This window comes from Saccharothrix stipae, assembly GCF_054781895.1.
Window position 1 is genome coordinate 661,696 of record NZ_BAAGTN010000002.1, and the last position, 26,099, is coordinate 687,794.

The window sequence follows — 26,099 nt, forward strand, 5'->3', positions numbered from 1 at the left end:
ACTAACGTCCCCGGTGCACGCGAAACCTGACAACGGGGAGTGATCATGATCGTGGTGACCGGGGCGACGGGCAACGTCGGGCGGACACTGGTGCGGGCGCTGGTGGAGGCGGACGAGCAGGTGACCGCGGTGTCGCGCGGGGTCTCGGCGCGGGACATGCCGTCGGGTGTGCACCACTTGCGGGCGGACCTGACGGAGCCGGCGAGCTTCAAGCCCGCGTTCGAGGGCGCCGACGCGCTGTTCCTGCTGACGTCGGGCGACTTCACCGCCGCCGGCGGCAACGGCGGCGTGCTGGGCGACGTCCTCGACCTCGCCGAGGCCGGCGGGGTTCGGCGGGTCGTGCTGCTGTCCTCGCAGGGCGTCGGGACGGGGCGCCACTGGCCGGACCTGGAGGACGCCGTCACGGGCTCGGGCCTGGCGTGGACGGTGCTGCGGCCCGGCGGTTTCGCCTCGAACGCCTTCGCGTGGGCCGGGACGATCCGCGAGCAGCGGGTGGCCGCCGCGCCGTTCGCCGACGTCGCGCTGCCCGTCATCGACCCGGACGACATCGCCGGGGTCGCGGCCGCGGCGTTGCGGGAGCCCGGGCACGGTGGCCGCACCTACGTGCTGACCGGGCCGGAGCCGATCTCGCCGCGGCGGCAGGTGGCGGCGATCGCGGACGCGCTGGGCGAGCCCGTCCGGTTCGTCGAGCAGACCCGGGACGAGGCCAAGGGGCTGATGCGGGCGTTCATGCCCGAGGTGATCGCCGACGCCACCCTCGCCATCCTGGGCGAGCCGACGGACGACGAGCGGCGGGTGAGCCCGGACGTCGAACGGGTCCTCGGCCGCCCGGCCGGCTCCTTCGCCGACTGGGCGGCACGCAACGCCGCGGCCTTCAAGTGACCGCGCGGTGAGGGGCGTACCCCGCGCGCCCCTCACCGACGGGTCAGGTCAGTCCACGCCCTGCATCAACCGGTGGATGGCCTTGGTCGCGATGATCAGCGCGACGCCGAGGCCGATCGCCACCGCGCCCAGCACGCCGAAGTACGCCACCGCGTTCTCGTCGCTGTACCAGCGCACCACGATCGCGCCGACACCCGAGCCCGCCGCCGTGGCCAGGAACCACAGGCCCATGGTCTGCGAGGCGAACGCGCGCGGCGCGAGCTTCGTCGTCACGGACAGGCCCACCGGCGACAGGAGCAGCTCGCCGCACGTCATGACCAGGTACATCAGCACCAGCCACAGGAAGCTCACCCGCACCGACGGGTCACCCTGGCCGGCGATCATCATCAGCAGGAACGACAGGCCGACCAGCAGCAGCGCGTAGCCGAACTTGCGCGGCGTCGAGGGCTGGCGCTTGGCCAGCTTCACCCACAGCAGCGCGAACAGCGGCGCGATCGCGATGATCATCACCGGGTTGATCGACTGGACGAACGACGGCGGGAACGCCACGCCGAGGAACGTGGTGTCGACCCTCGTGTCGGCGAACGCGGCGATCACCGTGGCGCTCTGCTCGAACAGCAGCCAGAACATCGCCGCGGCGATGAACAGCGGGATGTAGGCGATCACCCGGGACCGCTCCACCGGCGTGGTGCGCGGGCTGCGGATCATCACCGCGAAGTAGCCGACCGGCAGCAGCACGGACAGCAGGCTGATCAGGTTGATGACGCCTTCGGCGCCCAGCACCCCGAGCACCACCAGCAGCGCCACCACGGCCACCGAGCCCAGCCCGACGGCCGCGATCCGACCGATCACCCGGCCGCGCTCGGCGGCGGGCAGCGGGAACGGCGGCACGGCGGCCGAGTCGCCCAGGCCGCGGCGACCGAGCCGGTACACGACCAGGCCCAGCGCCATGCCGACCGCCGCCGCGCCGAAGCCGAGGTGCCAGTCGTAGGTCTCGCCGAGGAACCCGCACACCAGCGGCGCGAGGAAACCGCCGAGGTTGATCCCCATGTAGAAGATCGTGAAGCCCGAGTCGCGGCGCGGGTCGTCCCGGTCGTACAGCCCGCCGACCACCGTGGAGATGTTCGGCTTGAGCAGACCGGTGCCGAGCACGATCAGGATCAGGCCCGTGTAGACGCCCGCCACGCCGATCGGGAGCGCCAGCGCGATGTGCCCGAACATGATGAGCACGCCGCCGTAGAACACGGCCCGTTGCCCGCCGAGCACCCGGTCGGCCAGCCAGCCGCCCGCGACACCGGACATGTAGACCGAGGCGCCGTAGATGGCGACCAGCGACAACGCGAAGCTCTTGTCGAGCCCGAGGCCGCCTTCGTCGGCCGTCTTGTACAGGTAGTAGGCGAGGATCGCCTTCATCCCGTAGTAGGAGAAGCGCTCCCAGAGTTCGGTGAAGAACAGCGTCGACAGTCCTCGGGGGTGCCCGAAGAAGCCCCGCTGCGGGCTGGAGACGGCGCTCGTGGCGCTCACTGATTCCTCCTGGTGTCAACGTTGTCAACGCTGGCGTACCGGGTCACGCTACGCCGTACGGGTGTACTGGTCGAAATCCGCGTACGGCCGAGTGGCCCAGCGCACAGCCTCGGGGTGCGCTCCGGTTCAACCTTTGGTGCACTCGGGGGGTGGATCTGATCGAGGCTCACGGACGCGCGATGACGGAGTTCGACTCTCGGGTGCGCCAGGTGCGCCCCGAGCAGTGGGACTGGGGCACACCCTGCAAGGAGTGGTCGGTCCACGACCTGGTCAACCACCTGGTCCACGAGCAGCTGTGGGCACCCGAGCTGCTGGCCGGCTGCACGATCGAGCAGGTGGGCGACCGGTTCGACGGCGACCAGCTCGGCGACGACCCGCTGCACTCGTGGGTGCTGGCGGCGGCCGCGGCGCGCGAGGCGTGGATCGCGCCGAAGGCGCTGCTCAAACCGGTGCACCTGAGCTACGGCAGGGCGACGGCGGTCGAGTACGGCTGGCAGATGACGTCCGACCTGGCCGTGCACGCCTGGGACCTGGCCCGCGCCATCGGGGTGGACGAGCGGATCGACCCGGACCTGGCCGAGGCGGTGCTGGACCACGTCGGGCGCGACGCCGAGTCGTGGGCGGCGAGCGGGGTGTTCGACCCGCCGGTGCCGGTGCCCGACGACGCGGACCCGCAGACCAGGCTGATCGCGCTGCTCGGCCGCACACCGTAACCGGCGTCGCGGGTGGGTCCCACCGTGGGGAGAGCCCATCGGAGCTCTCCCCCCGGCCCATTCCTTGGCCCGGGCGGGGCCCCCGGTGACCAAGCACCACGGCGCACACCCCGTCCCGCGCAGCTCCCCGACTACGCGGGACGGGGTGCACCTCCCCCTCGCAGCGTGCGGAGTCCCCGACGTCTCGACGCACAGGGCATTGATAGCCCACCGGGTGTTGTCAGCGGTCGGTCGGCCACACCTGACAACACATCCCGGACAACGCCGGGTGCGGTCACGGACCGTTGACGCCGGGCTCCCAGCTCTCCGGCCGACCGCTCTCGGTCAGCAGCAGCTGCCAGTCGCCGAAGCCCATCGGCGCGTCGTGGTGCCACGGGAACCGGCCTTCGGCGGTCGGCAGGATGATCTGCAGCGCGGCGAAGTCGCCCTTGCCGTAGAGCAGGAACGCGCTGCCGAAGAACTCCGGGTAGAAGCCCTTGAAGACGCGCTCGAACGTGACCGGCACGCCGTCGAGGAAGTCGTAGTACAGCCTACCCGGCACGAACCGCTCACCCCGGCGGGCCCGGTCGACGTAGGCCCGGATGAGCACCTGGGCGTGCTCGGGCGGCAGGCCGAGCACGACCGCCTCGGCGACGCCGAACCGGCGCCACGCGCCGACGGAGAACGCGTACCCGGCGCCCTCCTCGTCCTCGGGCACGGTGACCACGGCGTGGCCGTGCTGCTCGGCCTGCGCCAACAGCCAGTTGCGCAGGTTCAGGTCCTGGGCAGAGGGGGCGGTGGGGTTCGACACCCGGCCATTGTGCCCGTTGCTCCCGCCGACCCCGCACAAGCGGTCGCGGCGCGCGGCGCGTCGGCCCCGCGTCGGCGGTGCCGGCGCGGGGCCGAGGTGTCGAGGGCGGAACCGCCGGCGGAGGTCAGCCGACCTCGGCCATCACCTCGTCGGTCACATCGAAGTTCGCGTAGACGTTCTGCACGTCGTCGCAGTCTTCGAGCGCGTCGATCAGCTTGAAGATCTTCCGCGCGCCGTCGACCTCCAGCTGCACGGTCACCGAGGGCAGGAAGTTCGCCTCCGCCGACTCGTAGTCGTACCCGGCGTCCTGCAACGCCTTGCGCACCGCGACCAGGTCACCCGCCTCGGACACGACCTCGTAGCTCTCGCCCAGGTCGTTGACCTCCTCGGCGCCCGCGTCGAGCACCGCCATCAGCACGTCGTCCTCGGCCAGGTCGCCCTTCGGCACGATCACCACGCCCTTGCGGGTGAACATGTAGGCCACCGAGCCGGGGTCGGCCATCGAGCCGCCGTTGCGGGTCATCGCGGTGCGGACCTCGGACGCGGCCCGGTTGCGGTTGTCGGTCAGGCACTCGACCAGCACCGCCACGCCGTTGGGGCCGTAGCCCTCGTACATGATGGTCTGCCAGTCCGCGCCGCCCGCCTCCTCGCCACCGCCGCGCTTGCGGGCGCGCTCGATGTTGTCCAGCGGCACGGAGTTCTTCCGCGCCTTCTGGATGGCGTCGTACAGGGTCGGGTTGCCGTCGGGGTCGCTACCGCCGGTGCGGGCCGCCACCTCGATGTTCTTGATCAACCGCGCGAAGAGCTTGCCGCGCTTGGCGTCGATTGCGGCCTTCTTGTGCTTGGTGGTCGCCCACTTTGAGTGGCCGCTCATTCGTCCTCCGTCAATACTCAGCCCGCGGCACGGACCATGTCCACGAATAGGCGGTGCACTCGCCCGTCACCGGTCAGTTCCGGGTGGAACGAGGTGGCGAGCACGTGCCCCTGCCGAACCGCGACGATCCTACCGGCGGCCTCTCCCGCGTCCTCCGATTCGGGCACCCGGGCGAGTACTTCCACGTCCGATCCCGCCGATTCCACCCACGGGGCGCGGATGAACACGGCGTGCACCTCGCCCACGTCGACGAAGTCGAGCTCGGCCTCGAAGGAATCGACCTGCCTGCCGAAGGCGTTGCGCCGCACCACGATGTCGAGACCGCCGAGCTGGTGCTGGTCGGGCCGCCCGTCCAGGACCCGGTCGGCGAGCAGGATCATCCCCGCGCACGACCCGTAGACGGGCATGCCCTCCTTGATGCGCGCGCGCAGCGGCTCCAGCAGGTCGAACGTGGCGAGCAGCCGGCTGATGGTCGTCGACTCGCCGCCCGGCAGCACCACGCCGTCGACCTCGGCCAGCTCCTCGGGCCGGCGGATCGGCCGGGCGAGCACGTCGGCCTCGGCCAACGCGACGAGGTGCTCACGGACGTCGCCCTGCAGGGCGAGGACACCGACGACGGACACGGCTGGACTTCCTCCTGGGTCAACTGCCACCAGCCTAGGTGACCGGGCCGGACGGGTGCTCGTGGCACCCGCCCGGCCGTTCGGCCTTCCCGCGACGCGCCAGTCGCGCACCGCGACCCGCTCGTCGGCCTGGTGGGCCGCCGAACGACGGGCTCGGGCGGCTCGCCCGCACCGCGGCGGACGGCACGGCGAGCACCTGGAGGAGCCGGGAACACGATCCGGCCGACGGTCCGCCCGACCGCGGCTCGGCGGCGGGCGACAATGGCCGGTCGGCCGAGCGGAATGCCGAATCGCGCCACGCCACTTCGGCGGCAGTACGGCATTCATCGCGTTCACCGGTTTCCGGACACGGTTTGGGCCCAGCCGCGCGATGACCCGTTGTAGCAGGTCCGGCAGCCGAACAGCCCGATTGGGACATTCGACGGCGGCCGACTCCGCGCGCTGCGCTCAAACCGTGACGGCGAAACGCTAGTGGCTCGCGGCGGGCTCGCGGAAATCGCTTGAGGAAGACTTGATGTAATCCTGTTCACAATGTCCGTGCAGGGCTTGGTCGAGGTCGTCCCAGATGTCCTCGACGTCCTCCAGGCCCACGCTCAGCCGCAGCAGGTTGGCGGGCACGCCGGACGCCTCGCGCGCGGTGTCGGGCACCAGCCGGTGGGTCAACGCGGCGGGGTGCTCGATCAGCGAGTCGACCGAGCCGAGGCTCACCGCCGGCGTGACGAGCCGCAGCCTGCGCACCACGCCGGCCGGGTCCTCGCGGGTGGTGAACGCGAGCATCGCGCCCGGACCCCGCATCTGCGTGCCGACCAGGCCCGCCGGGTCGGCGCCGGGCAGGCCCGGGTACCGCACCAGGCCCGTGCCGGGGTGCGCGTGGAGCCGCGCGGCGAGCTCGACCGCGCTCCGCTGCGCGGCCTCGACGCGCAGCGGCAGCGTGGCCAGGCCGCGGTGCATGAGGTAGCCGCCCAGCGGGTGCAGCACGGCCCCGGTGACGATCCGGACCTGGCGCAACGGCCCGGCGTGCTCCTCGGCGCACGCCACCACGCCGCCGACCGCGTCGCCGTGCCCGCCGAGGTACTTGGTGCCCGAGTGCAGCACGTAGGTCGCGCCGTGCGCCGCCGGTTTCTGCAGCACCGGCGTGGCGAACGTGTTGTCGACGACCACCGGCACGTCATCGGCCCGCGCGACGACGGCGGCGATGTCGAGCAGGTCCAGGTTGGGGTTGGCGGGCGTCTCCACCACGACGAGCCCGGTCTCGGCGGTGATCGCGTCGGCGACCCGGTCGGCCTCGGCGTACGTGGTGCGCACGCCGAGCAGGCCGGACGAGAGCAGGTGGTCGGTGCCGCCGTAGATGGGGCGCACCGCGACCACGTGCGGCTTGCCGGTGAGCACGCACGCGGCCTGCACCACGGCGGTCACCGCGGCCATGCCGCTGCCGAACGCCACGGCGGTCGACGTGCCCTCCAGCGCGGCGAGGGCCTGCTCGAACCGGGCCACGGTCGGGTTGTGCAGCCGTGCGTAGACCGGCGAGGTGGCGTGCGCCGCGCCCTCGGCGAGGTGTTGCAGCGCGTGGCCGCCCTCGACCTGGTCGGGGATGGGGTAGGTGGTGGACAGGTCGATCGGCAGGGCGTGCACGCCGAGGTCGGCGAGGTCGTCGCGCCCACCGTGCACCGCCGTCGTTCGCAACCGGGTCATGCCCGAATCTTGGACACATCGTCGGTCGTCGGGGGAGACTTCCGCAGGCTGTTCGGCGCTTGGAGGGGTTCGACGTGCTGGATTCGGTGGACGCGGCGATCGTGCAGGAGTTGCAGAAGGACGCTCGGTTGCCCAACAAGGACCTGGCCGACCGGGTCAACGTGGCCGCGTCCACGTGCGTGGTCCGGCACCGGTCGCTGCGCGAGCGCGGCGTGATCACCGGCTACCACGCCGAGGTCGACCTGACCGCGATGGGCCGGCCGGTGCAGGCGATCATCGCGGTCCGGGTGCGGCCGCACACGAGGGCGATCGTGGAACCGTTCATGGACTACGTGCTGACGCTGCCCGAGGTGCTGGCGCTGTCGCACGTGGCGGGACCGGAGGACTTCCTGGTGCACGTCGCCGTCGCCGACACGGCGCACCTGCAACGCCTGGTCCTGGACCGGTTCACCACCCGCCGCGAGGTCAGCGAGGTGCAGACGAACCTGCTGTTCCAACACGTCCGCAAGCACACCGTGCCACCGACCGACGGCGACCGATGGTCGTGACGCGGGACCCCCGACCCGCGTCCGGCTACCCCTGCCAGGGCCGCACGTTCCCCCAGTCCCACGTGGGCATCGGCTCCGCCGGGTTCGCCTGCGCGCCCGGCGCGGAGAAGATCACCGCCATCCGGGTGCCCCACTCCAGGTAGCCGACGAACGCCGAGCGGAACTCCGGGTCGCCCGGCAGGCCGACGTCGTCGGCGGTGTCGAGCAGGAGCGAGACCCAACGCCTGCGCTGCGCCTCGGTGATGCCCTTGCCGACGTGCCTGCCCACCATCCCCCGGTGCCCGCCGCGTGACGACGAGTAGGCCCGCGGGCCGCCGAAGACCTCGCCGAGCCAGTCCGCGACGTGGTGCGCGTGCTCGGGGTCCATGCCCGCGAACAACGGCGCCAGCAACTCGTCCTCGGGCACGCGCAGGTAGAAGGCGTGGAACAGCTTCTCGAACGCCTCCGCGCCGCCCGCCCACTCGTACAGCGTCGGGGTCGGCCTCCCGATGTCGACCGGCTCGTGCCGTCGCGGCGGTCCCGCGTGCGCGGCGAAGTCCGCCAGTTCGGCGGTGAACGGGGCGAAGTGCGGCCCGGCGCGGAACCCCTCCGGGTCCGCCGCCCAGGTCAGCCGGGCGACGTGCTCCCCGCCGTCGCGTGTCAGCTCGAAGTCGTGGCACTCGGGCGCGGCGGCGAGGTGCGCGGCGGCACGGCGGTAGGCGGCCTCGAACGCCTCGGCGCGGTCGGCCGGCACGCGGTAGCGGGTGTACTCGATGATCACCCCGGCAGTCGAGCACCTGTGACGGCCGCCCACAAGTGCGCCGTCGAGCCCGCACGGTGAACATGTGTTAACAATGACCATGGGGACCGAAGCGTTGCGTGACCTGCTCGACGGCCGGTGGGCGTCGGTGCGCCGCCGTTCGCTGGACCTGCTCGGCGAGCTCAAGCCCGCGCCCGACCTGGCGCGCGAGGAGTACCGGGCCTGGGTGCTGGAGCAGCTGCACGCGTTGGCCGACGGCGGCCACCCGTTGATCGGGTTCCCCGCCGCGTACGGCGGCCGGGACGACGTGGGCGGCTCGGTGGTGGCGTTCGAGGTGCTCGGGTTCGGCGACCTGTCGCTGATGGTCAAGGCGGGCGTGCAGTGGGGCCTGTTCGGCGGCGCGGTGCAGGCGCTGGGCACGGCCGAGCACCACGACCGGTACCTGCCCGCGATCATGACCATGGACCTGCCCGGCTGCTTCGCGATGACCGAGACCGGGCACGGGTCGGACGTGCAGCACCTGCGCACCACGGCGACCTACGACCCGGACACCGAGGAGTTCGTCGTGCACACGCCGGACCCTTCGGCGCGCAAGGACTACATCGGCAACGCGGCCCGCGACGGGCGGATGGCGGTGGTGTTCGCGCAGCTGGTCACCGGCGGCGTGACGCACGGCGTGCACGCGGTCCTCGTGCCGATCCGGGACGCCTCCGGCGCGCCGATGCCGGGCGTGCGGATCGAGGACTGCGGGCCGAAGGCGGGCCTCAACGGCGTGGACAACGGGCGGCTGTGGTTCGACCGCGTGCGCGTGCCCCGGTCGAACCTGCTCAACCGGTACGGCGACGTCGCGCCGGACGGCACGTACACCAGCCCGGTCGAGGGCGATGGCCGCCGGTTCTTCACCATGCTCGGCACGTTGGTGCGAGGGCGGATCAGCGTCGCGGGCGGGGCGGGTAGCGCGACCAAGAAGGCGTTGGCGGTGGCCGTCCGGTACGGCGACGCGCGGCGCCAGTTCACCCGGCCCGACACCGGCGCCGAGGTCGTGGTGCTCGACTACCTGGCGCACCAGCGGCGGCTGCTACCCGCGCTGGCCACGTCGTACGCGCTGCACTTCGCGCAGGAGGAGCTGGTGTCGGCCCTGCACGACGTGGCCGACGACCGGGAGCAGCGGGAGCTGGAGTCGCGGGCGGCCGGGGTGAAGGCGGTGGCGACCTGGCACGCGACGCGGACCATCCAGACGTGCCGGGAGGCCTGCGGCGGCGCCGGGTACCTGTCGGAGAACCTGATCGCCGGGCTCAAGGCGGACACCGACGTGTTCACCACGTTCGAGGGCGACAACACGGTGCTGCTGCAACTGGTCGCGAAAGGCCTGCTGACCAGCTACCGCGACCACGTCGGCGACCTGGACCCGTGGGGAATGGCGAGGTTCGTGGCCGACCAGGCGGTGGGCGTGGTGATCGAGCGGACCGCGGCGCGCGCGATCATCGACCGGCTGGTGTCGGGCAGTTCGGACGCCCTGCTGGACCGGGGCTGGCAGGTGCGCCAGTTCGAGGACCGCGAGAAGCACGTGCTGGAGGGGTTGGCGCGGCGGTTGCGGCGCGCGTCCCGGGACGACGCGTTCGACGTGTTCAACGCCGCGCAGGACCACGTGCTGCACGCCGCACGGGTGCACGTTGACCGGGTGGTGCTGGAGGCGTTCGTGGCGGCGGTGGACCGGTGCGACGACCCGGAGACGACGGTCCTGCTGGACCAGGTGTGCGACCTGTACGCGTTGAGCACGATCGAGGCGGACCGGGCGTGGTTCCTGGAGCACGGCAGGCTCACGCCGCAGCGGGCGAAGGCGGTGTCGCAGGCGGTGAACGAGCTGTGCGGCCGGCTCCGCCCGCACGCGCGAGCCCTGGTGGACGCCTTCGGGATCCCGGAGACGTGGCTCACCGCACCGATCGCCCGCTGAGAGGAGTTGAATGGTGCTCATGGACGACAGCGCTCAAATCAGCCTCGGACTTGCCCGGTACGTGCAGGCGGTGGCCGAGGAGATCGGCGTGCCGCCCGAAGGTACCGAGTTCGAGGTCAGCGACACGGCCACCGCGTACCTGGGCCTGGAGGGGCCGGGGCGCGACCTGATGCTGCTGTGGAACGAGCAGCGCGGCTGGTCGATCGCGGTGGAGACCGACCCGACCGAGAAGCCGCTCACCATCGCCCACCTCGGTCAGCCGCTCGTGCCGCCGCCGAACGCGGTGGCGCGGTTCGTGGACGACGTGCTGGCGGGCAAGGACATCGGCGCCGAGCCTGAGTTCGGCACGGAGTCGGACCGCCACCGGCTCGCGGACCGGCTGAGCGCCTACCTGTAGCCGATCACGACTCGCGGCCGGTGACCTTCGACCAGAACGAGCGCTTGCGCGGCTCGTGCTGCGGTGCGGGCTGCGGCTGCGGTGCGGGCGGCGGGCTCGGCGCGGGAGGTCGGGTGATCGGCGACGGCAGCGAGTCGGCCTCGCCGATCACCGGCGGCGCGGCGCTCCACAGGCCGGCCTCCTCGTCCGCGTCGAGCAGGTACCGCCGCTCGCCGTCACCGGCGTCGGCACGCGGCCGGGACGACGGGACATAACCGGCATCCGCCGTTCCCGGTTCCACCGCCCGCGAGTGCGTGAACTGACCGGCACCCGTATCGACCACGTGCCGCGGCTCGACGTCATCGGCATCCGCGCGCGGCCCGGACAACCGGGCGAACCCGGTGCCGGCCACGCTCGGTTCCACCGCTTGCGGATGCAAGAACTGACCGGCGGGCGGGGTGGCGGTGAAGCTACCCCCACTTCCTCTACCGGGTGGGACCTGTTCACCGGCCTGCGGTGGGGTCGCGGCCTGCGGGTGGACGAACTGGCCGGTCTGGCTCCCGGCGGGCACCCGGAAGTCGGATGGGTCCGGCCCGGGTTCGGGAGCCGGTTGCACGGCCCGGTAGTCCGGCGCCCGGAATCCCTGCGGTGGCGTGCGGTCGGGGTCGTCATGCGTGGACACCACGTACCTCCCCTACGAGTGTGCCGACACGATTACGCTACGCGAGCCGCTAGCGCCGGGGGAGGGAGAACTGGTGCCGACCAGTGTGGTGGGGCTGGCGCTGTTCCTGATCCTGCTCGCGCCGGGCTTCGCGTTCGTGCTGCGCCAGGAGCGGGTGCGGTCCGGTCGCACCCTGTCGGCGTTCCGGGAGACCACCACCGTGGCGCTGGTGAGCGTGGTGGCCAACGGCGCCGTGCTCGCGCTGTTCGCCGTGCTGCGCATCGCGTTCCCGTCGTGGACACCGGACGTCGGCGCGATCGTGCGCACACCGCAGCGGTACGCGGTCGAGCACTACGCGCAGCTGCTGGGTTGGGGCATCGGGCTGCTGGTCGTGGCGACGCTGGTGGCGTTCCTGGCGGGTGGCCGGCGGGTCAAGGAGCACGAGTCGGCGGTCTCGGCGTGGACGCTGCTGTTCACCGCGCATCCCGGCGCCGCGGTCTTCGTCGGCTGCGTGCTGGACGACGGGTCGTACGTGGCCGGTCGGCTGCTGTCGTTCAGCCGGGCGGCCGAGGACGTGGCCGATCGCGAGCTGACGCTAACCGGTCCGATCACCTACCGCGCGCCGGACCGGACCAGGACCTCCGTGCTGCCCGACGTGGGCGCGACGGCGATCAGCGCCCGGCGGATCGTGCTGCTGAACGTGTCGTACCTGCCCGAGGCCGCTTAGGGCACGCCGGCGAGCCGCAGGCAGGCGGTCGTCACGGCGGCCAGCACGACCACCACCACGAACGGCGCCTTGCGCCAAGCCGCCACCCCGCCCACCAGCACGCCGACCGGCAGGGCCAGGCCCGCGAACCCCTGGCCCCTGGTCAGCGAGGCCGTCACGACCAGGGCGAACAGCAGCACGGTCGCCGAGGTGGACATCAGCAGCTTCACCCGGTCGGACAACCGGACGCGGTCGCGCAGCAGCGGTCCGGCCAGGCGGAACGCGTAGGTGCCCGCGGCGAGCACCAGGACGGCGGTCAGCGTCACGTCTTCGCCCCCTGTCGTGCGGTGATCAGCAGGCCGCCCAGGGCGGACAACACCGGGACGCCCGCGGGCAGCAACGGCGTGGTGGCCAGCGCGATCGCGGCGCCGAGCAGCGCGGCGTGCCGGGTGGCCCGGTCCTTGAGCGCGGGCAGCAGGAGCGCGAGCAGCGCCGCCGGGAACGCCGCGTCGAGCCCGAACGCGTTGGGGTCGCCGATGTTGCGACCGATCAGCGCGCCCGCGAGCACGGCGACGTTCCAGGCGATGAACAGGGCGACGCCGCACGACCAGTAGGCGGCCTTGGCCTTGCGCGGGTCGCTCTGGGCCAGCGCGAACGCGGTCGTCTCGTCGATCAGCAGGTGGCTGCCGACGAGCCGGTGGAGCAGGCCCTTGCCCAGCACGTCGCCGACCGCCAGGCCGAACGGCAGGTGGCGGACGTTGAGCAGGAGGCCGGCGAGCACCGCGGCGGCCGGGCTGCCACCGGCGGCCACCACCCCGACCGCCATGAACTGCGAGCCGCCCGCGAAGACCAGCAGCGACATCACCACGGGCAACCACCACGGCAGACCGGCACCGGTGGAGATCGCCCCGAACGAGGCGCCGCTGACTGCCGCGCCGGCGGCCACCGCGGCGACGTCACGCAGCAGCTCGGGATCCAGGGTTCGCCATGTCGAACGCATCGTCTTCTACGATGAACAGTAAGCAGGCGTTCGTCAAGCCGAACGATTGGACTGTCATGTCGAACACAGGTGCTCCGCTGGAGGTCATCGCCGCCTCGCTGCGACGGGAGCGCGAGCGCGTCGGGCTGTCGTTGAGCGAGCTGGCCAAGCGGGCGGGCATCGCGAAGTCCACGCTGTCGCAGCTGGAGTCGGCGAGCGGCAACCCCAGCGTGGAGACCCTGTGGGCGCTCGGCGTGGCGTTGGGCGTGCCGTTCTCACGGCTGGTCGACCCGCCGACCCCCCGCGTGCGGGTGGTCCGTTCGGGCGAGGGCCCGGCGATCTACTCGGAACGGGCCAACTACACCGCGATCCTGCTGGCGTCCTGCCCGCCGGGCGCCCGGCGCGACATCTACCTGCTCCAACTGGAACCGGGCCCGGCCCGCGAGTCCGAACCGCACATGCCGGGAACCGTGGAACACGTGATCGTCAGCAGCGGCCGCATGCTCGCCGGCCCGCAGACCGAGCCGGTCGAACTGGGCCCGGGCGACTACCTGCTCTACCCCGGCGACATCCCGCACACGGCCCAGGCACTCGAACGGGGGACGACCGCCCTGCTGGTCTCGGAGCACGTGTAGAACGCACGTTCGAGCGATCCAGTCGGCCCGCCGAACGGCCGATAGATCTTGCATGCAGACAGCAACCGCCCCACCTATAGTCGACGACATGAGCGAGCGCGACACCAAGCCGGTCCACATCCGCAACGTGCCCGCCGACGTGGTCGACGTCCTCCAGACCCGCGCCGGCGCTCGCGGGATGTCGCTCACCGCCTACCTCCGCAACCACCTGGTGGACATGGCCGCCAGGCCCACGATGGAGGAGTGGATCCAGGCCGCCACCGATCGCGACTGGGGAGTCACCAGCGAAACGATCCAGCGGACCATCACCGAAATTCGCGAGGAGGAAAGGTGACGGCCTTCGACATCGTCGTCGACTGTTCGGCGCTCATCGAGGTCGTGGCCGGCAAGGCGCCCGACCGGATGCTCCTGCGGCGACTGTCGAATTCGACCGCAGCGGCACCGGTCCTGCTCGATGCGGAAGCGATGCGGGTGTTGCGACGCATGGAGCGCAGGGAGGAGCTCTCCAGCGAGCAGGCCGGGACAGCGTTCTCGTTCATCTGCACGGCACCGGTCGAGCGGTTCGCCCTTCGAGGGCTGGTCGAGCGCGCTTGGAGCCTGCGTGAGTCGATCAGCACGAATGACTCGTTCTACGTCGCCCTCGCCGAACGGTTGGGCGTGCCCTTGGTGACCACCGACGGGAAGTTGGCCGGTTCGAACGGGCATCAAGTCGACATCGACGTCTACCCCGTCTCCTGACACGACCGCGGCCCGCCGGAGTTCCGGCGGGCCGCGGTCACGTCAGGGACTACCAGCCGCGCTCGGCCAGGCGGTGGGGCTCGGGGATCTCGTCCACGTTGATGCCGACCATCGCCTCACCGAGGCCGCGCGACACCTTCGCGAGCACGTCCGGGTCGTCGTAGAAGGTCGTCGCCTTCACGATCGCCTCCGCGCGCTGCGCCGGGTTGCCGGACTTGAAGATGCCCGACCCGACGAACACGCCCTCGGCGCCCAGCTGCATCATCATCGCCGCGTCGGCGGGGGTGGCGATGCCACCCGCGGTGAACAGCACGACCGGCAGCTTGCCCGCCTCCGCCACCTCGCGGACCAGCTCGTACGGTGCCTGGAGCTCCTTCGCCGCGACGTACAGCTCGTCGGTCGGCAGGTTCTGCAGCCGGAGGATCTCGGCGCGGATCTTGCGCATGTGCGTGGTGGCGTTGGAGACGTCGCCGGTGCCGGCCTCGCCCTTGGAGCGGATCATCGCCGCGCCCTCGGTGATGCGGCGCAGCGCCTCGCCCAGGTTGGTCGCACCGCACACGAACGGCACGGTGAACTGCCACTTGTCGATGTGGTTGGCGTAGTCGGCGGGCGTCAGCACCTCGGACTCGTCGACGTAGTCCACACCGAGGGACTGCAACACCTGCGCCTCGACGAAGTGGCCGATGCGCGCCTTGGCCATGACGGGGATGGAGACGGCCTCGATGATGCCGTCGATCATGTCCGGGTCGCTCATCCGGGACACGCCGCCCTGCGCGCGGATGTCGGCGGGCACCCGCTCCAGCGCCATGACGGCCACGGCGCCCGCGTCCTCGGCGATCTTGGCCTGCTCGGCGTTGACCACGTCCATGATCACGCCGCCCTTGAGCATCTCCGCCATGCCCCGCTTGACGCGGGAAGTGCCGGTGACCTGGGTGCCGGCGTCGGGTGAAGTGGTCACGACCAGCCTTTCTCGAAGTAGGGGCGAACACCACCCATGGTACGGCCGACGTGGACCGCCGAAGCATGCCAATCAGGCACGTTCTCGGCAGGCCACTTCCACTTCCTTCGCAGGTAGTGGCGTACGCCACCCGCCACCACGGCGGCACGACCACCGACGGCGAGGCGACCGGCGTCCACCGTGGTGACGGCCGCCGACGGGATTCCTCCTGCCGGGTTGGGTGTGGCCGTTTGGGGTTGTCCCCCGCGCCCCACGGGTGTGAGATCGAACACTAAATACTTGTGGAGGGTGGTCCCAATGGGCATCAAACACTCCGACAACGGCCACTCGGCAGGCGCGGTCGCTGTGGACGACCCGGCCAAGGTCCGCAACGTCGTGCTGGTCGGTCCGTCCGGCTCGGGCAAGACGACGCTCGCCGAGGCCCTGCTCGCCAGCACCGGCGTGCTGACCCGACCGGGATCGGTCACCGAGGGCAACACCGTGTGCGACCACGACCCCGCCGCGGTCCGCCAGCAGCGGTCGGTCGGTCTCGCGGTCGCCCCGATCCAGCACGGCGACATCAAGATCAACCTCATCGACACGCCCGGCTACGCGGACTTCGTCGGCGAGTTGCGGGCCGGTCTGCGCGCGGCCGACGCGGCGTTGTTCGTGGTCAGCGCGGCGGAAGGCGTCGACCCGGCCACCGTGGCGCTGTGGGAGGAGTGCGCGATGGTGGGCATGCCGCGCGCGGTCGTGGTCGCCCGCACCGACCACCAGCGCGCCGACGTGCCGAACGAGATCGCCTCGTGCCAGGCGGCGTTCGGCGCGGGCGTGGTTCCGCTGTACCTGCCCCTGCCGGGGCAGCCCGACGGCCTGGTCAACCTGCTCGTCACCGACGACCCCCGCTTCGAGGAGCAGCGCAACGCGCTCATCGAGGGGATCATCGCGGAGAGCGAGGACGAGACCCTGATGGACCGCTACCTCGGCGGCGAGGAGATCGACCAGGCGACGCTCATCGCGGACCTGGAGACGGCGGTCGCGCGCGGCTCGTTCCACCCGGTGATGCCGGTGTGCGCGCTGACCGGCCTCGGCCTGGCCGAGCTGCTCGACGGCATCGCCCGCGCGTTCCCCTCCCCCCTGGAGCACCCGCTGCCCGAGGTGACCGGCGTGGACGGCATCCCGCAGCCCCGCATGGCGGCCGATCCGAACGGCCCGCTGGTGGCCGAGGTCGTCCGCACGGCGGTCGACTCGTACGTGGGCCGCGTGTCGCTGGTGCGCGTGTTCTCCGGGACGCTGCGCCCCGAACGGCCGGTGCACGTGTCCGGGCACGGCATGGCCGACCGCGGTCACGAGGACCACGACGTGGACGAACGGGTGGCGCACGTCTACTCGCCGTTGGGCGCGCACCTGCGCGAGGTGCCGTACTGCGTGGCGGGCGACCTGTGCGCGTTGACCAAGCTCGGTTCCGCCGAGACCGGCGACACGGTGTCCGCGCCGGACAAGCCGCTGCTGGTGGCGCCGTGGGAGATGCCGGAACCGCTGCTGCCGGTCGCCGTCGTCCCGCGCAGCCGCAGCGACGAGGACAACCTGGCGCGCAACCTCGGCAAGCTGGTGGCGGGCGATCCGACGCTGCGGCTGGAGCGCAACGCCGAAACCCACCAGTTGGTGTTGTGGTGCATGGGGGAGGCGCACGCGGACGTCGTGCTGGCCCGGCTGCGCGCGGGCGGCGCGGAGGTCGACACCGAGCCGGTGCGGGTGGCGTTGCGCGAGACGTTCGGTGGCCAGGCCAGGGGCCACGGGCGGCACGTGAAGCAGTCCGGCGGCCACGGCCAGTACGCGGTGTGCGACATCGTGGTCGAGCCTCTGCCGCGCGGGTCGGGCTTCGAGTTCGTGGACAAGATCGTCGGCGGCGCCGTGCCGCACCAATTCATCCCGAGCGTCGAGAAGGGCGTGCGGGCGCAGCTCGAACGGGGTTTGCAGGGCGGCCACCCGGTGGTGGACATCCGCGTGACGCTGGTGGACGGCAAGGCGCACTCGGTCGACTCGTCGGACGCCGCGTTCCAGACCGCGGGCGCGCTGGCGCTCAAGGAGGCCGCCGCCAACGGCAAGACCGTGCTGCTCGAACCCCTGGACGAGGTGAGCGTGCGGCTGCCGGACGACCACCTCGGCACCGTGCTGGGCGACCTGTCCGGCCGGCGTGGCCGGGTGCTCGGCACCGAGGCGGAGAGCCCCGGCTACACGGTGATCCGCGCCGAGGTGCCCGCCACCGAACTGCTCCGGTACGCGGTGGAGCTGCGCTCGCTCACCTCGGGCACCGGCACCTACACGCGCCGGTTCAGCCGCTACGACCCCCTCCCCCAGGCACTGGCGGCTCAGGCGAAGTAGCGGTCACGATCAGCGGACGGGCCGGGCCGGATCTCGAACAGGCCCGGCTCGACTTCGACCGAGTCCTGCTCCACCTGCTCGCGCAGGTGCGGCGGCCAGGTGGTCGCGGTCGACCACCGGATACCGTCCAACACCACCCCGGACAGGTCGACCTCACGCAGGTCGACGCCGGTCAGGTCGTCAAGCGCCTCCTGGATCGCCTCGAACTCCCGGATGACGGCCTGGACCGGGTCGTCCAGCTCCGGCAGGCCGAGCGAGGTCAGCAGGTCCACCACCAGCACGACCCTCTCGCCCTCCTGCTCCCCCTCGATCTCCGCCAGCAGTTCCGCCACCGCGCGCAGGGCGCTGATCAGCTTCAGGATGTCGAGCGGGCGCGTGTCGCCTGCTCTCCAAGCCACCTGCCACCGTCGTCGCAGCTGCTCCCGGTAGCCGTCCCCGACCGTGCGGCTCAGGGCGCTGATCCGCGGGTCGAGCGAACCGATGGCACGCAGCATGTCGCCGGCGGTGCTCATGACGCCCGTGCCCTGTGCCGCCACGATCGCCGCCAGCGCTTCCCGGATCAGTGCCACCTCGGACGGTCCTCTCCGGAGCACGGTGAACGCGGGGTGGAGGCGCACCTCCAGCCGAAGGGCCACCGGCGCCCGCGCGACTAAGGCCGCCAGCGACCTTCCCGCTTCGGGAGGTCCGCCGGGCGCGGCCCGCGACGTGATGGCGGTCAGACCGGCGTCCACGTCCAGCACGTCCGCCAGGCGCGACGTCACCTCGCCGTGCCTGGTCGGGATCAACACCTCGCGCAATCCCGCCTCGGCGTCCAGCACGTCGGCGAGGTCGCGCACCAGCTGCTCGTGCGGCTTGAACCTCATGGCCGCCCCTTCAAGAGCTCGGCCAGCCTGCGCCTGGCCTTCTTCAGGCTGGCCCGCACGGCGGCCGGCTCGATCCTCAGCTGACCGGCGATCTCCGCCGGCGTGAAGCCGTCGAGCGTCCACGCCATGACCTGGCGCTGGCGTCCCGGCAACAGGTCGAGCAGCCGCAGCACGTCCTGGCGCTGCTCCCACGCCTCCACGTCCGTGGCCGACCGCAGCACGGCGCTCGGCTCGGGCACCCGGGCCATCGGCACGTCGAGTTCCGCCATCCGCCGGGCCCGTTCCCGGGACGCCACGGTCCGCGTCCACGCCGCCGGTCTCCCGATCGTCGGCCACGCCGCGTACGCCTTGGCCATCGTGTCCTGGGCGATGTCCGCCGCGTCGGCCAGCCGCGCACCCTGCCACAGCAGGAAGGCGACCAACCGGGCCAGGTCCGCCCGGTAGTATGCGCTGAACTCGGCGACCACCTCGCTCGTCGACGCGTCGAGCAGCCGTTCACGCTCGTCCATGCTTCTCCCGACGCGCCAACGCCACCACCGCCCGCAGTCGCAGCCACAGGCCGACCAAGGACATGCCCCGCACGACGACCACGGTCGCCAACGCCACCAGCATCGGATCCATCCCGGCGCCCTCCCTCGTGATTGAGTGTCACGAGTAAGAGCACCGAACACCCGCCGGCGTGAACTATTCGTCCTCACATGGGCTCAGGGTGATCCGCTGGTGACGGGACCGCCGGGCGCCTCAGGTGTTCTGCGGGAAACCCAGGTTGACCCCGCCGTGCGACGGGTCCAGCCACCGGCCGGTGACCACCTTGGTGCGGGTGAAGAAGTGCACGCCCTCGGGGCCGTACGCGTGCGAGTCGCCGAACAGCGAGTCCTTCCACCCGCCGAACGAGTAGTAGGCCACCGGCACCGGGATGGGCACGTTCACGCCCACCATGCCGACCTCGACCTCGTTCTGGAACCGCCGCGCCGCGCCGCCGTCGTTGGTGAAGATCGCGGTGCCGTTGCCGTACGGGTTGGCGTTGACCACGTCCAGCGCGTCGTCGTACGCCGGCACCCGCAACACCGACAGCACCGGCCCGAAGATCTCGTCGCGGTAGATCGACATGTCCGTGCCGACGTGGTCGAACAGCGTCGGTCCGAGCCAGAACCCCTCGGACGCACCGTCGATTGCATGCAGTCGACCGTCTACGACCAGCGACGCACCCTCGGTCCGTCCATTGTCCACATAAGACCGCACACGATCGCGGTGCGCGCCCGTCACCAAGGGGCCCATCTCGCAGCCGGCCCGACGCCCGTCACCGACGTGCAGGTCCTGTATGCGATCCGCGATCTTCGAGACCAGCTCGTCGCCGACCGGGTCGACCGCGACGACCACCGAGATCGCCATGCACCGCTCCCCCGCCGAGCCGAACCCGGCCGACACCGCCGCGTCCGCCGCCAGGTCGAGGTCCGCGTCCGGCAGCACGACCATGTGGTTCTTCGCGCCGCCCAACGCCTGCACGCGCTTGCCGTGCCGCGTGCCGGTCTCGTAGACGTACCGCGCGATGGGCGTCGACCCGACGAACGACACCGCCTTCACGTCCGGGTGCTCCAGGATCCGGTCGACCGCCACCTTGTCGCCGTGCACCACGTTCAGCACGCCGTCGGGCAACCCGGCCTCGGCGAACAGCTCCGCGATGAAGTTCGCCGCCGAGGGGTCCTTCTCCGACGGCTTGAGCACCACCGCGTTGCCGCAGGCGATCGCGTTGGGCACGAACCACAGCGGCACCATGGCGGGGAAGTTGAACGGCGAGATCACCCCGACCACGCCCAGCGGCTGCTGGATCGAGTAGACGTCGACCCGGGTGGAGGCGTTCTCGCTGAACCCCCCTTTGAGCAGGTGCGGGATGCCGCACGCGAACTCCACGGACTCCAGCGCGCGCTGCACCTCCCCCGCCGCGTCGGACAGCACCTTGCCGTGCTCGGCGGTGACGATCGCGGCCAGGTCGCCCTTGCGGGCGTTGAGCAGCTCGCGGAACGCGAACATCACGTTCGACCGCTGCGCCAGCGACGCGTTGCGCCACGAGGCGAACGCCTCGCGCGCCGCCGTCACCGCGGCGTCCACGGTGGACTCGTCGGCGAAGTCGACCCGGCCGGCAACCTGCCCCGTCGCCGGGTCGTACACGTCGCCGTAGCGCGCGCTGTCGCCACTCCACGGCTTGCCGCCGATCCAGTGGCCGACCTTCTTGGGCCCAGTGGTGTTCACAGCACGTCCTCCAGGATGCCGAGCGCTTCCTCGACCTCGTCCTCGGTCAGCGTCATCGGCGGGGCGAGGCGGATCACGTTGCCGTACAGGCCGCCCTTGCCCACCAGCAGCCCGCGTTCCCGCGTGCCCTCCAGCACCGCGACCGCCCGTGCCGGGTCCGGCGCGCCGTCCGGGCCCACCAGCTCGATGCCGACCATGAGGCCCTTGCCCCGCACGTCGCCCACCGCGGGCCGGTCCGCCGCGATGTCGCGCAACCCGTCGATCAGCCGTTCGCCCAGCTTGGCGGCGTTGGCCTGCAGGTCGTGGTCGAGCAGGTAGTCGACCGTGGCCAGGGCGCCCGCCGTGGCGATCGGGTTGCCGCCGAACGTGGACAGCGAGTTGGCCGTGAGGCAGTCCATCAGGTCGCCGCGCGCGACCACGCCGCCGATCGCCAGGCCGTTGCCCAGGCCCTTCGCGAACGTCATCGCGTCCGGCGTCACGCCGTGCGCCTGGATACCCCAGAAGTGCTCGCCGGTGCGACCCCAGCCGGTCTGCACCTCGTCCGACACGAACAGGATGCCGTACTCGTCCAACACCTCCTTGAACGCGCCGAACAGCCCGTCCGGCGGCGAGGAGAACCCGCCGACGCCCTGGATCGGCTCGGCGATCATGCACGCCACGTCGCCCGCGGTCGTCGTCTCGATCACCTCGCGCAGGTCCGTCACGCACGCCTTGACGTAATCGGCGTCGGACAGGTCCTTGAACGGGCTGCGGTACCGGTAGCCGCCGTGCACCCAGCTGACCTTCACCGGGCTGAGCGAGGACGCCGACCAGCCGCGGTTGCCGGTGATCGCCACGGTGGCGAACGCACGGCCGTGGTAGGAGTTGCGCAGCGCGAGGACCTGGTCGCTGCGGCGGTACTGGGTGGCCAGCATGAGCGCCGTCTCGTTGGCCTCGGTGCCGGAGTTGGTGAAGAACACCTTGGCGTCCGGGATGCCGGACAGCTCGGCGATCTTCTCGGCCAGCTCGACCTGCGAGCGGATCAGGTAGAGGGTGGAGCTGTGCAGCACGCCGGTCGAGAGCTGGGACCGGATCGCCTCGGAGATCTCGGCGACGTCGTAGCCGACCGCGTTGGTCAGGATGCCGGCGAAGAAGTCCAGGTAGGTGCGGCCCTCGCGGTCGGTGACGCGGCGTCCGCTCGCGCTCGCCAGCTCGATCGGCCGTTCGTAGTAGAGGGCCATCCAGTCGGGCATCACCGCGCGGTGCCGGGCCAGCAACTCCTCGTGTCCCATCGCGTCCTCCGGTCGTAGGTCCCTGCGAGGAGTGTGGTCGGCGGTGCCGGGGGCCGCCATGGACAACCTGTACCCCTTTGCCGCCCGGCGCATTACGTTGTGTCCATGTACCCGACGGTGGCCGAAGCGCTCGCACTGCCCGTGGTCCGCCGCGGCAAGCCGGCCGTGGTCGCCGGGGCCGCCGGGATGGGCCGCCGGGTGCGGTGGGTGCACGTCGCCGAGGTGGCCGACATCGCGCACCTGCTGCGCGGTGGCGAGCTGGTGCTGACCACCGGCATCGCGCTGCCCGACGACCCGGACGGGTTGCGCCGCTACGTCGCCGACCTCGCCTCGGTGGGCGCGTCCGGGCTGGTGGTGGAGCTGGTGCGGCGGTGGAGCGACGACGTGCCCGGCGCGTTGGTGGCCGCCGCCGAGCAGCACGGGCTGCCGCTGGTCACGCTGGCGGAGGAGACCCGGTTCGTGTCCGTGACCGAGGCCGTGGTGTCGCTGATCGTGGACGCGCAGCTCGCCGAGCTGCGGGCGGCCGAGCAGGTGCACGAGGCGTTCACCGCGTTGACCGTGGCCGGCGCGGAGCCCGCCGAGGTGTTGCGCGAGGTGGCCCGCACCGCCGGGCTGCCGGTGGTGCTGGAGACGTTGGGGCACGAGGTGCTGGCCTACGACGCGGCGGGGCAGGACCCGACCGCGCTGCTGGCCGACTGGGGCCAGCGGTCACGGGCGGTGGCCGTGTCGGAGCGCACCGCCTACCACGAGCAGGCCGGGTGGCTGGTGACGGTGGTCGGCGCGCGGGGCGCGGACTGGGGTCGGCTGGTGCTGCTCTCACCGGAGGCGCCGCCGCACCGGCACGTCGTGGTGGCCGAACGCGCCGCGTCCGCGTTGGCCGTGCACCGGCTGGTGGCGCGGGACCGCGAGTCGTTGGAACGGCAGACGCACCGGACGTTGCTCACCCAGCTGCTCGGGCAGCCGCCGCACGACCTGCCGACGCGTGCGGCCGCGCTCGGTGTGCCGTTGGAACGGCGCCAGCTCGTGGGGGTGGCGATCCGGCCGGGCACGGCGACCGCGCCCGCGCAGGCGCTGGCCTCGCAGGAGGTGTTGCGCGACCTGGCCGAGGCGACGGCGTTGGCGGCGCGGCGGGTAACCGTGCCCGCACTCGTCGGGGTGGTGGACGACACGAGTGTGCGGGCGCTGCTGTCGCTGCCACCGCAGGCCGGGTTGGACGGTGTGCTGCGGCGGTTGGCGCGGGAGGTGCACCGGCGGGCGGCGGCGACGCAGCACGCGCTGCCCGTGGTGGTCGCCGTCGGCACGACCGTGAGCGCGCTGCCGGACGTGCGGCGGTCGTTGGGCGAGGCGGCGCACGTGGCGGGTGCGGCGCTGCGGTCACCGGGGACGCGGCTGTACCACCGGCTGGACGACGTGCGGTTGCGCGGGCTGCTGCACCTGCTGCGCGAGGACGAGCGGGTGGTGGCGTTCGCGGACCGCGAGCTGGGGCTGCTGCTGTCGCGTGACGCGAACCAGGGCACCCGGCTGGTGGAGCTGTTGCGGTGCTTCTGCGAGCACGGCGGCAACAAGTCCGCCGCGGCGGCCGCCGCACACCTCTCCCGGACCGCGTACTACCAGCAGTTGAGCCGGATCGAGCAGGTGCTCGGGGTGTCCCTGGAGGACCCGGAGTCGGTGCTCTCGCTGTACGTGGCGTTGTTGGTGCAGGACATGGGCGAGCGGGACCCTCAGCTGCCCCGCCCGCCCACGTCGACGGCCTAGCCGAGCGGCATCGGCACCGGCAGCTTGTCCAGCTCCGCGAGGTCGGGCCCCTGCGCCGGACCCGCGACCGGGGGCGGCACGAGCGGGAGCGCCGGGGGCGCGGGCAGGGCGCGGGCCTGCGGTGCGAGGACGTCGTCGGCCTGCGGCAACCCGGGCGCGGCCGGGGCCTTGAGCGCGGCGGGGGCGGCCACCTGCGGCGCCGTGACCTCCGACGTGCCACCGGGCAGCGGCGCGGGCAGCCGCACGGCCTGACCGCTGAGCAGGTCGGTCGCGGGCTTGGTGACGTCGAGACCGACCTCGGGGGCGTTGCGGATCTTGCCGTCCATGATCTCCGTGGGTGCCTCGGCGGCGGACGCGGCGGACGCGAGCAGCGGCGAGGTACCAACGGCGAGCAGGGCGGCGGCACGCAGGAGTCCGCGCGTGCGGTATCCAGACACGGTTTTCCTAACCTGGTTGGGGACCTGCAAGTTGACCTCCTACGCATCGACCACCGGACCCCCCACCCTTGACCGCTCGATCAGGTGACTGACGCTGCGTAAACCCGCCCCGCTCGATCGAGTGATAGCCCCGCGGCTCCGGGGTCGGGGCACCGGAGCCGCGGGGCCGCCCGCCCCCATGGCGGATCGGGTGCCGCGCGGGCCCGTGTCGGGGAGACGAGGTGCGACACGGGCCCGCGGCGGTTTCTTCCCCCAGAGCAGCTAGGGGTTGGTGACCCCCAGCGAGTAGCTGCCGGAGCCGCCGTACGCGTGCACGCGGTACCGGTAGTAGCCGGGTGTGCCGTTGTAGTTCACGGTCTCGCTCGCGGCGGGGCTGTCGCCCTTCGCCACGACGGCCCAGGAGCTGCCGTTCCACTTCTGCAGGTAGAGGTCGAAGTCGGCGCCGCCCGGGCCGGCCAGGCAGCCGACGTGCGCGCCGGACACCGTGGACTGGTAGTAGCCGTTGTTCGGCTGGTACGCCTGCCCGCCCGCGGCCAGGGAGCCGTTGTGGGTGGTCTCGGCGTTGTCGCAGCCGGTGGGCGGGTCGGGGTCGCCGCCGCCGGAGGTGACCAGGGTCAGGCCGTAGACCTGGAGGATCTCGTTGACCGGCTGGAAGTACGTGGTGCCGCCGGTGCGGCAGTTGCCCGAACCGCCGGAGGTCACGCCCTGCGCCTGGGTGCCCGCCAGCAGCGAGCCGCCCGAGTCGCCGGGCTCCGCGCACACGGTGGTCTGGATCAGACCGCTCACCGTGCCCTGCGGGTAGGTCACCGACGAGTTGCGGGCCTGGATGGTGCCGCAGTGCCAGCCGGTGGTGGAACCGGACCGGCACACCGCCGAACCGACCGGCGCGTCCTGCGAGCCCGCGACCGACACCGTGCCGCCGGCGTAGTTGTTGACCAGCCCGCGCGGCGTGTTGCCCGCCGCGACCTGCACCCACGCGTAGTCGTTGCCGGGGAAGCTGGAGCCGCGGAACGTGCCGCTCGGGTTGGACGTCGACGCGCCGGTCGAGCCGCAGTGCCCGGCGGTGACGAACCCGCCGTTGACCGAGAAGCCGACCGAGCAGCGCGTGCCGCTGCCGATGTTGTAGGCGTTGCCGCCGATCACGTCGATCAGGGGACGGGGAGCCTCGGTGGTGGCGACGTACCGGACGGCGGCGGCGTCGACGCCGGAGGACGCGGCGAACGCGCGTGCGGCGGCGAGCTCGCCGGGCCGGGACTTGATCACGACGGTGTTCGTCGGCAGGTCGACGTACCAGCCGGGCACCGACCGCGGCGCCTTGGCCACGTTCGCGTCCAACGCCGCCTTGACCGCGTCCAGGTCGCCCTCGCTGCGCTGGACGAGCTTGGTGCGCACGCCGCCCTGGTCCGCGTCGGACGCGCGGGTCACGCCGACGGTCAGCGTGCCGGAGGAGTCGATCCACGCGCCGCCGAACGAGCGGTCCAGCCGCTTGCGCAGGCCGCGCGCGGCGTCGGCGGAGCGCTCGTCGGCGGCCAGCCGGGCACGCGCCTGGTCGGCGTCCAGGCCGAGGTCGCGCTGGATCGAGGACAGGACCTCGGCGTCCTGGCCGGCCGGGGCGGCCTGGGCGTTGGGTGTCGCGCCGGCGGGGGTCAGGAGCCCCGCCGCGATGAGCGCCGCGGCGAGCGCCAGTGGTCTCAACAGTGCTGACATCGGGAATTCTCCTCGATGGGAGGCAGGGATTCCCCGTGAAAGTAGGACCGCCGGCCCGGT

Annotated in this window: 28 protein-coding genes; 11 read left to right on the plus strand and 17 right to left on the minus strand. The window is 72.2% G+C overall.

Going from position 1 to position 26,099, the window contains the following annotated elements:
• Window positions 1-45 precede the first annotated feature (45 nt).
• Window positions 46-882: an NAD(P)H-binding protein gene (locus tag ACYVLT_RS05965; protein ID WP_461119075.1), complete on the plus strand. Its 837-nt coding sequence runs from the start codon at window positions 46-48 to the stop codon at window positions 880-882.
• A 48-nt stretch (window positions 883-930) separates the two neighbouring features.
• Here the strand turns inward: ACYVLT_RS05965 and ACYVLT_RS05970 are convergent, their stop codons facing one another.
• On the minus strand, window positions 931-2,406 hold the full coding sequence (locus ACYVLT_RS05970) for a peptide MFS transporter (RefSeq protein WP_461119076.1): 1,476 nt from the start codon (window positions 2,404-2,406) through the stop codon (window positions 931-933).
• Between the two features lie 179 nt (window positions 2,407-2,585).
• Here ACYVLT_RS05970 and ACYVLT_RS05975 point away from each other — a divergent pair, with 179 nt between their 5' ends.
• The gene (locus ACYVLT_RS05975) at window positions 2,586-3,119 is read left to right on the plus strand and encodes a TIGR03086 family metal-binding protein (RefSeq protein ID WP_461119077.1); all 534 of its coding nucleotides are present in this window, start codon (window positions 2,586-2,588) and stop codon (window positions 3,117-3,119) included.
• Window positions 3,120-3,393: 274 nt separating this feature from the next.
• On the opposite strand, the gene ACYVLT_RS05980 is transcribed toward ACYVLT_RS05975, so the two are convergent.
• The 4 genes from ACYVLT_RS05980 to ACYVLT_RS05995 form a co-directional block, all read right to left on the minus strand.
• Complete coding sequence (locus ACYVLT_RS05980; protein WP_461119078.1) at window positions 3,394-3,909, minus strand: DUF4262 domain-containing protein; 516 nt, start codon at window positions 3,907-3,909, stop codon at window positions 3,394-3,396.
• 124 nt (window positions 3,910-4,033) lie between these two features.
• Window positions 4,034-4,783, minus strand: a complete 750-nt coding sequence (locus ACYVLT_RS05985) for a YebC/PmpR family DNA-binding transcriptional regulator (protein WP_461119079.1) — start codon at window positions 4,781-4,783, stop codon at window positions 4,034-4,036.
• A gap of 17 nt (window positions 4,784-4,800) precedes the next feature.
• The gene (gene pdxT, locus ACYVLT_RS05990) at window positions 4,801-5,406 is read right to left on the minus strand and encodes a pyridoxal 5'-phosphate synthase glutaminase subunit PdxT (RefSeq protein ID WP_461119080.1); all 606 of its coding nucleotides are present in this window, start codon (window positions 5,404-5,406) and stop codon (window positions 4,801-4,803) included.
• Between the two features lie 468 nt (window positions 5,407-5,874).
• On the minus strand, window positions 5,875-7,098 hold the full coding sequence (locus ACYVLT_RS05995) for a trans-sulfuration enzyme family protein (protein ID WP_461119081.1): 1,224 nt from the start codon (window positions 7,096-7,098) through the stop codon (window positions 5,875-5,877).
• 74 nt (window positions 7,099-7,172) lie between these two features.
• On the opposite strand from ACYVLT_RS05995, the gene ACYVLT_RS06000 reads away from it, so the two are divergent.
• The gene (locus ACYVLT_RS06000) at window positions 7,173-7,646 is read left to right on the plus strand and encodes an Lrp/AsnC family transcriptional regulator (protein ID WP_461119082.1); all 474 of its coding nucleotides are present in this window, start codon (window positions 7,173-7,175) and stop codon (window positions 7,644-7,646) included.
• Window positions 7,647-7,671: 25 nt separating this feature from the next.
• Here ACYVLT_RS06000 and ACYVLT_RS06005 read toward each other — a convergent pair whose 3' ends face one another.
• Entirely contained in the window at window positions 7,672-8,406 is a 735-nt protein-coding gene (locus tag ACYVLT_RS06005; RefSeq protein ID WP_461119083.1) for a group II truncated hemoglobin, read from the minus strand.
• A gap of 73 nt (window positions 8,407-8,479) precedes the next feature.
• Between ACYVLT_RS06005 and ACYVLT_RS06010 the strand changes: the two genes are divergently transcribed.
• Together ACYVLT_RS06010 and ACYVLT_RS06015 are read left to right on the plus strand one after the other, a co-directional pair.
• Entirely contained in the window at window positions 8,480-10,339 is a 1,860-nt protein-coding gene (locus ACYVLT_RS06010; protein WP_461119084.1) for an acyl-CoA dehydrogenase family protein, read from the plus strand.
• A gap of 10 nt (window positions 10,340-10,349) precedes the next feature.
• Window positions 10,350-10,736, plus strand: a complete 387-nt coding sequence (locus ACYVLT_RS06015) for a DUF6292 family protein (RefSeq protein WP_461119085.1) — start codon at window positions 10,350-10,352, stop codon at window positions 10,734-10,736.
• 4 nt (window positions 10,737-10,740) lie between these two features.
• Here ACYVLT_RS06015 and ACYVLT_RS06020 read toward each other — a convergent pair whose 3' ends face one another.
• On the minus strand, window positions 10,741-11,397 hold the full coding sequence (locus ACYVLT_RS06020; protein ID WP_461119086.1) for a hypothetical protein: 657 nt from the start codon (window positions 11,395-11,397) through the stop codon (window positions 10,741-10,743).
• A gap of 73 nt (window positions 11,398-11,470) precedes the next feature.
• On the opposite strand from ACYVLT_RS06020, the gene ACYVLT_RS06025 reads away from it, so the two are divergent.
• Window positions 11,471-12,103 (plus strand): DUF6338 family protein, encoded by a 633-nt coding sequence (locus ACYVLT_RS06025; protein ID WP_461119087.1) that lies wholly within the window; start codon window positions 11,471-11,473, stop codon window positions 12,101-12,103.
• Here the strand turns inward: ACYVLT_RS06025 and ACYVLT_RS06030 are convergent.
• Both ACYVLT_RS06030 and ACYVLT_RS06035 read right to left on the minus strand, forming a co-directional pair.
• Entirely contained in the window at window positions 12,100-12,408 is a 309-nt protein-coding gene (locus ACYVLT_RS06030) for an AzlD domain-containing protein (protein ID WP_461119088.1), read from the minus strand. The two genes, ACYVLT_RS06025 and ACYVLT_RS06030, sit on opposite strands and share 4 nt — an antisense overlap.
• A complete protein-coding gene (locus tag ACYVLT_RS06035; protein WP_461119089.1) occupies window positions 12,405-13,082 on the minus strand; it encodes an AzlC family ABC transporter permease in 678 nt (225 codons plus the stop codon). Before ACYVLT_RS06035 ends, ACYVLT_RS06030 begins: the two co-directional genes overlap by 4 nt.
• A 56-nt stretch (window positions 13,083-13,138) precedes the next feature.
• Between ACYVLT_RS06035 and ACYVLT_RS06040 the strand changes: the two genes are divergently transcribed.
• The 3 genes from ACYVLT_RS06040 to ACYVLT_RS06050 all read left to right on the plus strand — a co-directional run bounded on the left by ACYVLT_RS06040 (window position 13,139) and on the right by ACYVLT_RS06050 (window position 14,434).
• A complete protein-coding gene (locus tag ACYVLT_RS06040; protein ID WP_461119090.1) occupies window positions 13,139-13,696 on the plus strand; it encodes a helix-turn-helix domain-containing protein in 558 nt (185 codons plus the stop codon).
• Between the two features lie 88 nt (window positions 13,697-13,784).
• Window positions 13,785-14,030 (plus strand): FitA-like ribbon-helix-helix domain-containing protein, encoded by a 246-nt coding sequence (locus ACYVLT_RS06045; protein WP_461119091.1) that lies wholly within the window; start codon window positions 13,785-13,787, stop codon window positions 14,028-14,030.
• Window positions 14,027-14,434 carry a type II toxin-antitoxin system VapC family toxin gene (locus ACYVLT_RS06050; RefSeq protein WP_461119092.1) on the plus strand — a complete coding sequence of 136 codons (408 nt, stop codon included), beginning with the start codon at window positions 14,027-14,029 and terminating at the stop codon, window positions 14,432-14,434. The genes ACYVLT_RS06045 and ACYVLT_RS06050 overlap by 4 nt, the downstream gene beginning before the upstream one ends.
• Window positions 14,435-14,483: 49 nt before the next feature.
• Here the strand turns inward: ACYVLT_RS06050 and pdxS are convergent, their stop codons facing one another.
• Window positions 14,484-15,392, minus strand: coding sequence for a pyridoxal 5'-phosphate synthase lyase subunit PdxS (gene pdxS, locus ACYVLT_RS06055; protein WP_461119093.1), 909 nt, complete (start codon window positions 15,390-15,392; stop codon window positions 14,484-14,486).
• 297 nt (window positions 15,393-15,689) lie between these two features.
• On the opposite strand from pdxS, the gene ACYVLT_RS06060 reads away from it, so the two are divergent.
• The gene (locus ACYVLT_RS06060; RefSeq protein ID WP_461119094.1) at window positions 15,690-17,756 is read left to right on the plus strand and encodes an elongation factor G-like protein EF-G2; all 2,067 of its coding nucleotides are present in this window, start codon (window positions 15,690-15,692) and stop codon (window positions 17,754-17,756) included.
• On the opposite strand, the gene ACYVLT_RS06065 is transcribed toward ACYVLT_RS06060, so the two are convergent.
• The 5 genes from ACYVLT_RS06065 to ACYVLT_RS06085 all read right to left on the minus strand — a co-directional run bounded on the left by ACYVLT_RS06065 (window position 17,744) and on the right by ACYVLT_RS06085 (window position 22,140).
• Complete coding sequence (locus ACYVLT_RS06065; RefSeq protein WP_461119095.1) at window positions 17,744-18,619, minus strand: hypothetical protein; 876 nt, start codon at window positions 18,617-18,619, stop codon at window positions 17,744-17,746. The two genes, ACYVLT_RS06060 and ACYVLT_RS06065, sit on opposite strands and share 13 nt — an antisense overlap.
• Entirely contained in the window at window positions 18,616-19,128 is a 513-nt protein-coding gene (locus ACYVLT_RS06070; protein ID WP_461119096.1) for an RNA polymerase sigma factor, read from the minus strand. Before ACYVLT_RS06070 ends, ACYVLT_RS06065 begins: the two co-directional genes overlap by 4 nt.
• Window positions 19,115-19,240 (minus strand): hypothetical protein, encoded by a 126-nt coding sequence (locus ACYVLT_RS06075; protein ID WP_461119097.1) that lies wholly within the window; start codon window positions 19,238-19,240, stop codon window positions 19,115-19,117. The genes ACYVLT_RS06070 and ACYVLT_RS06075 overlap by 14 nt, the downstream gene beginning before the upstream one ends.
• A 120-nt stretch (window positions 19,241-19,360) precedes the next feature.
• Window positions 19,361-20,869, minus strand: coding sequence for a CoA-acylating methylmalonate-semialdehyde dehydrogenase (locus ACYVLT_RS06080; RefSeq protein WP_461119098.1), 1,509 nt, complete (start codon window positions 20,867-20,869; stop codon window positions 19,361-19,363).
• On the minus strand, window positions 20,866-22,140 hold the full coding sequence (locus tag ACYVLT_RS06085) for an aspartate aminotransferase family protein (RefSeq protein WP_461119099.1): 1,275 nt from the start codon (window positions 22,138-22,140) through the stop codon (window positions 20,866-20,868). Before ACYVLT_RS06085 ends, ACYVLT_RS06080 begins: the two co-directional genes overlap by 4 nt.
• Window positions 22,141-22,245: 105 nt before the next feature.
• Here ACYVLT_RS06085 and ACYVLT_RS06090 point away from each other — a divergent pair, with 105 nt between their 5' ends.
• Window positions 22,246-23,895: a PucR family transcriptional regulator gene (locus ACYVLT_RS06090; protein ID WP_461119100.1), complete on the plus strand. Its 1,650-nt coding sequence runs from the start codon at window positions 22,246-22,248 to the stop codon at window positions 23,893-23,895.
• Here the strand turns inward: ACYVLT_RS06090 and ACYVLT_RS06095 are convergent.
• Window positions 23,892-24,332: a hypothetical protein gene (locus ACYVLT_RS06095; protein ID WP_461119101.1), complete on the minus strand. Its 441-nt coding sequence runs from the start codon at window positions 24,330-24,332 to the stop codon at window positions 23,892-23,894. The two genes, ACYVLT_RS06090 and ACYVLT_RS06095, sit on opposite strands and share 4 nt — an antisense overlap.
• A 261-nt stretch (window positions 24,333-24,593) precedes the next feature.
• Window positions 24,594-26,039: a S1 family peptidase gene (locus ACYVLT_RS06100; protein WP_461119102.1), complete on the minus strand. Its 1,446-nt coding sequence runs from the start codon at window positions 26,037-26,039 to the stop codon at window positions 24,594-24,596.
• Between the last annotated feature and the right edge of the window lie 60 nt (window positions 26,040-26,099).